The organism is Salinivirga sp. (genome assembly GCF_055145285.1).
Window position 1 is genome coordinate 26,335 of record NZ_JBSRDC010000051.1, and the last position, 7,493, is coordinate 33,827.

A 7,493-nucleotide genomic window follows, 5' to 3' on the forward strand; every position below is an offset into this window, starting at 1 on the left:
GGCTTTTAAAGGCTTTATATTTTGCTATTTTTACCTTTCAAAATAAAAAAAATAGTAAATTATGAAAGGATTTAAAGCGTATGACATAAGGGGCGTTTACAACAAAGATTTCGACAGAGTAAACGCCTATAAGATTGGATTTTTTATTCCACAGCTACTCAAGGCCGATAAAGTGCTTGTTGGTAGAGATGCCCGTCTTTCTTCACCAGAAATTCATGATTATTTGATTAAAGGCATTATTGATGCCGGGGCCGATGCCTACGATGCAGGTTTGGCTACCACGCCATTGATTTATTTTGGTACGGCTCATGCCCAGTTCGATGCTTCTGTAATGATAACCGCATCGCACAATCCTGCCAAATACAACGGAATGAAGATTTCCAGAGCCAAGGCTCTCCCTGTGGGCTACGATTCCGGTTTGTCGGAGCTGGAGCAAATGGTTAAGGAAAAAGTGCATATCACAAAGGAGCGGGGTTCGATAAAAAATATTGATTTAAAAACGCCTTACCTTGAATTTTTGAAGTCTTATGTCCCGGAGTGGGATGGTTTAAATATGGTTATTGATTGTTCGAATGGCATGGCAGGCCTTTTTGTACGCGATATTTTTGGCGATCAGCCTCACTATATTTATGAAGAGATTGATGGATCGTTCCCAAATCATGAACCCAACCCACTAATTCAGGATAATGTTGCAGACCTGAAAAAGGAAGTTACAGCAAAAAAAGCCGACGCAGGAATAATTTTTGACGGCGATGGCGACCGTGTAATGTTTGTTGATGAAAAAGGGGAGTTTATTTCACCCGACTTGCTCATTGCTTTGCTTGGACATTACTTTTTAGAAGAGAAGGAACAGAAAGGACGCGTGCTTCAGGATATCAGAACTTCACAGGCTGTAAAGACCTATATAGAAAATCTTGGTGGCGAGATGCATATGTGGCGTGTAGGCCGGGCCTATGCTGCACTTAAATTAAGAGAAATTGATGGTATTTTTGGTGGAGAGCTTGCCGGGCATTACTATTTCCGCGATTTTTTTTATTCTGACAGTGGTATGCTCGCAGCAACATTAATCATGCGCATATTGAAGCAGAAAAAAGCAGAAGGATTTACGTTCTCACAGTTGGTTGAAAAAATCAGGGCTTATGAGAATTCCGGTGAAATCAACTTTAAAATTGAACGCAAAAAAGAAGCAATGGATGAGGTGAAGGATTACTTTGTGAATCAAAATGAGCCATCTGCTTTTTACGATTTTGACGGTTATCGCGTTGAATTTCCGGATTGGTGGTTTAATATCAGACCTTCGAATACCGAGCCATATCTGCGTTTACTTGTAGAGGCTACCAGTACGGAGCTTTTAGAGGAAAAAATCCAAAAAATTAAGGAGATTCTTAAGCCATACGAAAAGTAAACAATCTGAATAAAACTAAAAGCCCGGGCCATTGAATGGAACCGGGCTTTTTTTATATACAAAAAGGCTTTATTTTAATTTTTATAGCGAAACATGATTATTTAATCATATCAAATCCAGTGTAGGGTTGTAAAACCTCAGGTATTTTGATGCCTTCGGGTGTTTGGTTGTTTTCGAGCAGTGCAGCCAGTATGCGTGGCAAAGCAAGGGCGCTGCCATTGAGTGTATGGGCTGGTTGCGATTTTTTATCTCCTGCTTCACGGAAACGTAGTTTCATTCGGTTAGCCTGGTACGACTCGAAATTTGAAACTGAACTAACCTCCAGCCATTTTTTCTGGGCTGCAGAATATACTTCGAAATCGTAAGTGAGGGCCGATGTAAAACTTAAATCGCCGCCGCACAGGCGCATAATGCGATATTGCATGCCCAGCTTATTTACGAGGCCTTCTACATAAGCTACCATTTCGTCGAGTCTTTCATAACTGCGTTCCGGGTGTTCTACACAAACGATCTCTACTTTATCGAATTGGTGCAGGCGGTTCAATCCTCGCACATCTTTGCCGTAGCTGCCTGCTTCGCGGCGGAAACAAGGTGTGTATGCTGTGTATTTAATGGGAAAATCTTCTGCTTTTACAATTTCGTCGCGGAAAATGTTGGTTACCGGCACTTCTGCCGTGGGAATAAGGTAGAGATTATCTTCGGTGACGTGGTACATTTGTCCTTCTTTGTCGGGAAGCTGTCCGGTGCCAAACCCGGAATCTTCATTGACCATGAAAGGGGGCAATACTTCGTTAAATCCTGCTTTTTGGGCTTCGTCAAGGAAGAAGTTAATTAATGCACGTTGGAGGCGTGAGCCTTTGCCTTTGTACACGGGAAATCCGGCACCTGTGATTTTGTTTCCCAATTTGAAATCAATAATATCGTAGCGTTCTGCAAGGTCCCAGTGGGGTAGTGGCTTGCCTTCCAGTTTTACAGGGTCGCCTCCTGCTTTTATTTGTTCATTGTCGGCTTCACTGTTGCCGGCCGGCACTGAAACATGCGGCACATTTGGCACTTCGGTGAGTAATTTTTGCAGATGTTCCTGTACTTCATGGAGTTTGGCTTCCATGGTTTTAATATCTTCTTTCAGGTCGGCAGTTTTTCGTTTGGCTACTTCAGCTTCGTCGCGTTTACCTTCTTTAAACAGCACCCCTATCTCTTTTGAGATGGTATTCATTTGTGCCTTGCTGTTGTCCAGGTTTTTCTGCGTGTCTTTTCTGTATTGGTCGATAGAAATTATTTCTTTGATAATTTCGTCACCATCGAAATTTTTAATTTTAAGCGCTTCGATTAGGCGGTCTTTATTCTCGTTAATGAATTGCACTGAAAGCATAGATATTAGATTATGGGTTATACAAAACAAAAATCTCCCGCAAATTTACCGTTTCATTGGTAATTTACAGGAGATTTTAGTAAAAATCTTTAGAACTTATTCAGCAGGAACAACTGAAACGTATGATCTATCGTTCCTTTTCTTTCTAAATTCAACTTTACCATCAACCAATGCAAATAATGTGTGGTCTTTTCCCATACCCACATTATTGCCGGGGTTGTGTTTTGTTCCGCGCTGGCGTACTAAAATGTTACCAGCTCTGGCGCTTTGACCGCCGTAAATTTTTACCCCTAACCGCTTACTTTCGCTCTCGCGGCCGTTCCGGGTACTACCCATTCCTTTTTTGTGTGCCATGGAGAAAAGTTTTTATTGGTTAATACCTTCAATTTGAACTTTCGTAAAGAGCTGACGGTGTCCGTTCAACTTTTGATAACCTTTACGTCGTTTCTTTTTAAATACTTTTACCTTGTCGCCTTTCATGTGCTCAAGGATTTGGCCAGAAACTTTTGCGCTTTTTACTACAGGTGTTCCGACTTTAACCTGGCCGTTTTCGTCAACTAGTAAAACTTTGTCGAACTCAACCTTGTCACCTTCGTTACCGTCGAGACGGTGCACAAAGATGTTTTGGTCTTTTTCAACTTTAAACTGTTGACCGGCAATTTCTACAATCGCGTACATCTTGCTTCGGTTTTGTAGTTAATACTTGTAATTCAGGGCTGCAAAGATAGAGATAATTCTCAGTTTTCCAAAGTTTTGTTTGCCCTGAATTACAATTTTTTGTCTTTTTATATTTGTCGACCCTGAATGGCCTGTACTTTTTAGTTTTCCGCCGAATTACTTTTGTATTCGATGAGTCCTTCAGGTTGCATTATCCATATTTTTCCCATCATATGGTAGTCAGATATATTTTCAATATTATCTATGTCATGCACAATCGGATAAATATCTTTATAGAAATAGACTTTTTTCCCTTCGGGAACTCTTAAAGTAATATCAAGATCTTGAATTCGGCCTACGTATTTCAATGGGCTTTCGAAGTATTTATCCATAATCAGCAATGAGTCTTTTTGGCTAAAATGATATTCAATTTGCGTTGCAATATTTGCTGCATTTTGCCTGTCATGTCCACGGGCAATTTTTCGCATTACAAGTTCATAGTTTCCTGTTTGACTTCGTTCAACATCGAAATCGGGCTTATGATATATAACGCCTCCTTTAATCCCGGTATCGAACTTAAACCCGTCCACGTTCCTTTCAATAGCTGGTTCGTCATGATTAAGGTCAATATAGAGAACTTCACTTTGAATTGATTTGAGTTCAATAATTTCTGATGATTCTCCCATACTGCTAAAATTACTGGCAAACGAAACCGAAATGGTAATTACGGCGGCCAAAGACAATAACCATATTCCAAGTGCTGAAAGTCCGATTGCTTTGTTGTTTGTTGTAAAGTTAAAGATCATTTTTACTCCCAGGAATAAAATCATCATTACAGGAATTATTGCTAAAAGAAATAATGCAAGGGAAAAAATAATAAATGTTAGTTTATTCGAAATGAATGTCTCCATAGACGGAATAAAGAATCCTTGACTTTCAGCATCTAGATGCACCCATGGCATATCTAAAAACATAAGGTTTACAATAGCTACAATTCCCGATATTGCACTTATTAATAATCCAACTCCAATAATGATTATTATGACTTTCAGGATAAATTTTAAGACTTCACCAAGCCCGGATACTCCACTATTGATTCCCTGTCTTGTATTTTTATAGAATTCAGAGGACCTCACACTTTCGTAACTGCCACGAACTGAGTTTTTAATATTTTGAGCCGTAACGGGTTCCCCACGCATCTCCAGCTTTTGGGCCGTAGTTAAGGCTTTGGGAATAAATGCCCACAGAATAATGTAAAGCAAAACACCAACACCATAGAAAACACTAAACACAAATGTTAGAGCACGCACTATGACCGGGTCAATGCCAAAATAATAGCCAATACCTGAACATACACCACCAAGCATTTGATTGTCGGGATCACGATAAAGCTGCTTTGTTGTTTTCGATTTTTGAGGTTCTTCTTCATGTGGGTCAGAAGCTTGTTCGGCGTCAATATCTTCGGGTTCGCCCATGATTTGAATTACTTCGGTTATATCTTCCAGCGAGACGACTTCTTTTTTATCTGATAATCGATCCTGTAGTAGCTCAGCAATTCGAAGTTCGATATCATTTATGATTTCTTTTGCTTCATCATTTACCCCAAACTTGGATTTAAGTTGGGCAAAATAGTTCTTCAGTTTTTCAAAGGCATCTATATCTATATGAAAAATGATGCCGCTGATGTTTATGGTTGTTGTTTCTTTCATGTTTCCGGGTTTTTAAGGGTTATTGTTTTTGCGGGTTTTTAATTTTCTCGACTGCTCCAATTAGGTTATTCCATGAGAGATCGAGTTCATGGAGAAAATCAGCCCCTTCTTCTGTCAAAGCATAGTATTTTCTGGGTGGACCTTGTGTAGATTCTTCCCAGCGATATTTGAGAAGGCCTGCATTTTTTAATCTTGTGAGCAGGGGATAGAGCGTACCTTCAACAACAATGAGTTCAGCTTCCTTGAGCTGTTTAATGATGTCGCTGGCGTAGGCATCCTGGTTTTCGAGCATGCTGAGAATGCAATACTCCAAAACCCCTTTCCGCATCTGTGCTTTAGCATTTTCTATTTTCATAGGTTACGGGTTTAGTGCCCCGGGTGATGCGGCGTACCATAATTGGGTTTAAAAGTGGGTTTTTATCAGGACAGTATACTGTCACGGTCTTTCCAATTATTCGCATCATTGAAGGGGCGGGTCATGGTTAAGGGTTATTTTATATTCCGGTACGAAAAATATAGTATTCCAATGAACATGAACAGGAGAAAATACCCCAACGAAATCCATTCGTGCATGGTAAATATTTCACTGGAACCTCCCTGCATAATACTGGGTGAAACTTTGGCCGGCAGGGCCCATGGCCAGTAATCCACATATTTCCATCCGAGTTGCATGATGGTTCCTGCAATGGTGGCAGCAAAGCCAAAACCTATGGGTTTAATGAAGTTCTTGAAACGTATACTCAGAAGGTATTGAATGGCTACAATCCCCAGACTTGCCAAAAATGATTTGGTAATTTGCCTGATCATCATTAGCCAGGGAATAGGTTTAGACAGAAACATTGTGTCTGGAATCAGAGCGCCAAGAAGAAGACCAAAAACAGCTATAGCAAATATAAAGATGATGTGCGTAAGTGCTACGTAATAAATAATTACCAGTATTTTGGATACATAAAAAGTGGCCCGATTATATGGCAATGTGAGCACTTTTTTAAAAGCATTGGCTTTATGTTCAATTTGTACCACCAATGAAGTGACTAAAACTACATAAAGTGGTAAAAGAAATGAGGCTACGCTTTGCCAGTTGTATTTTAGAAATAAATACCACGGCATGTTACTCATTCGGTTCGATACAATTTCCGGATGACTTCTTACTACTAAAAACATTATGGCCGGTATGAGTATCCCGCCAAACACAGACAACCAGAATGCCCATGTTTTTCGTGTTTTCATATATTCTGCAGCAATTACTCCGTTTATGGATTTTAAATTTATCATAGGTTGGGTTTATTTTTCAGTTACTTGCATGAATAATTCTTCGAGGTTGTTTTTCACCTCATAGGCTTGTATAACGGGTATATTTGATTTCACCAAAGTTTGAATTAATTCTTGTTGGCCGGCTTTGGAATCGGGTTGAAATTCAGCCAGCGTTTTTTCAACTAACTTTCCCTTCCATTTGTTTTTTAACGCATCTATTGCCTTGCTGGCATCTTCGGTTTCAATTCTGAATATTTTTACTGTTTTTGTCATTGCGGCCAACTCGTCTATTTTTCCTTCAAAAATGCCTTTACCATGATGGATAATACCCACATGGGTGCACATTTTTTCAATTTCTCCCAGCAGGTGACTGGAAATAAAAATAGTTTTTCCCTGTTCACGGTTGAGCTCTACGATGAGTTCCCGGATTTCATACATGCCTTGTGGGTCAAGACCGTTGGTGGGTTCATCAAGTATAAAAAGGTCGGGGTCGGGCAGGAGTGCCCCGGCAATGCCAAGGCGCTGTTTCATTCCCATGGAATAGTTTCCCGCTTTTCGATTACGGTCTTCATGTAAGTTGACCCATTTCAATACCTCGTCGATTCTTGATTTTTTGTATCCGCCGGCTTTGCATAAGAGCTCCAAATTTTGTCTCCCGCTTAAATGCCTGTAAATAGTGGGTTCCTCAATCATAAAGGCGCTGTTTTTCAGTGCCGCAGTTCTTGATTTTTTGAGATTTTGTCCAAACAGCTCAATACTTCCCTCAGCTGGGAATAGTAATCCGGACAGCATTCTGATTGTAGTAGATTTTCCCGCTCCATTCGGGCCCAGAAAACCATAGATACTACCTTGCGGCACTTGTAAGCTAAGCTTATCAACTGCCTTTTTCTTTCCTTTGAAGTTAAAGGTAAGGTCTTGGGTTTCAATTACGGTTTGCATAAATGAAATTTAAAGATTCAAGTGCAAATATAAATTAATATGGGGTATCCGATCAACACCCGTGATTTTCGTTAATAATTTTATCATATGTTAAAGGCTCTGCAATAACAGCCTGTTCAAGTAACCGCATAAACAATAAACCTCTACTATTTGATGT

8 protein-coding genes and 1 pseudogene are annotated in these 7,493 nt (G+C 39.9%); 1 reads left to right on the plus strand and 8 read right to left on the minus strand.

The annotated features are described in order from the left end of the window. Window positions 1-61: 61 nt before the first annotated feature. Window positions 62-1,405 (plus strand): phosphomannomutase/phosphoglucomutase, encoded by a 1,344-nt coding sequence (locus tag ACTB0Y_RS09885; RefSeq protein ID WP_463206657.1) that lies wholly within the window; start codon window positions 62-64, stop codon window positions 1,403-1,405. A 97-nt stretch (window positions 1,406-1,502) separates the two neighbouring features. Here the strand turns inward: ACTB0Y_RS09885 and serS are convergent, their stop codons facing one another. From serS to ACTB0Y_RS09925, 8 genes and pseudogenes are all read right to left on the minus strand, one after another. Continuing rightward, window positions 1,503-2,777 carry a serine--tRNA ligase gene (serS, locus tag ACTB0Y_RS09890; protein ID WP_463206658.1) on the minus strand — a complete coding sequence of 425 codons (1,275 nt, stop codon included), beginning with the start codon at window positions 2,775-2,777 and terminating at the stop codon, window positions 1,503-1,505. Window positions 2,778-2,873: 96 nt separating this feature from the next. Continuing rightward, window positions 2,874-3,131: a 50S ribosomal protein L27 gene (gene rpmA / locus ACTB0Y_RS09895; RefSeq protein ID WP_463206659.1), complete on the minus strand. Its 258-nt coding sequence runs from the start codon at window positions 3,129-3,131 to the stop codon at window positions 2,874-2,876. Window positions 3,132-3,143: 12 nt separating this feature from the next. Beyond that, complete coding sequence (gene rplU / locus ACTB0Y_RS09900; protein ID WP_463206660.1) at window positions 3,144-3,455, minus strand: 50S ribosomal protein L21; 312 nt, start codon at window positions 3,453-3,455, stop codon at window positions 3,144-3,146. Between the two features lie 140 nt (window positions 3,456-3,595). Further along, window positions 3,596-5,143, minus strand: a complete 1,548-nt coding sequence (locus ACTB0Y_RS09905) for a PspC domain-containing protein (RefSeq protein ID WP_463206661.1) — start codon at window positions 5,141-5,143, stop codon at window positions 3,596-3,598. A gap of 19 nt (window positions 5,144-5,162) precedes the next feature. Next, window positions 5,163-5,498: a PadR family transcriptional regulator gene (locus ACTB0Y_RS09910; RefSeq protein WP_463206662.1), complete on the minus strand. Its 336-nt coding sequence runs from the start codon at window positions 5,496-5,498 to the stop codon at window positions 5,163-5,165. A 134-nt stretch (window positions 5,499-5,632) separates the two neighbouring features. Continuing rightward, window positions 5,633-6,418, minus strand: a complete 786-nt coding sequence (locus tag ACTB0Y_RS09915) for an ABC transporter permease (protein ID WP_463206663.1) — start codon at window positions 6,416-6,418, stop codon at window positions 5,633-5,635. Window positions 6,419-6,427: 9 nt separating this feature from the next. Continuing rightward, on the minus strand, window positions 6,428-7,336 hold the full coding sequence (locus tag ACTB0Y_RS09920) for an ABC transporter ATP-binding protein (RefSeq protein ID WP_463206664.1): 909 nt from the start codon (window positions 7,334-7,336) through the stop codon (window positions 6,428-6,430). A gap of 52 nt (window positions 7,337-7,388) precedes the next feature. Beyond that, window positions 7,389-7,493: pseudogene (locus ACTB0Y_RS09925) on the minus strand (IS1595 family transposase); the annotation flags it as partial.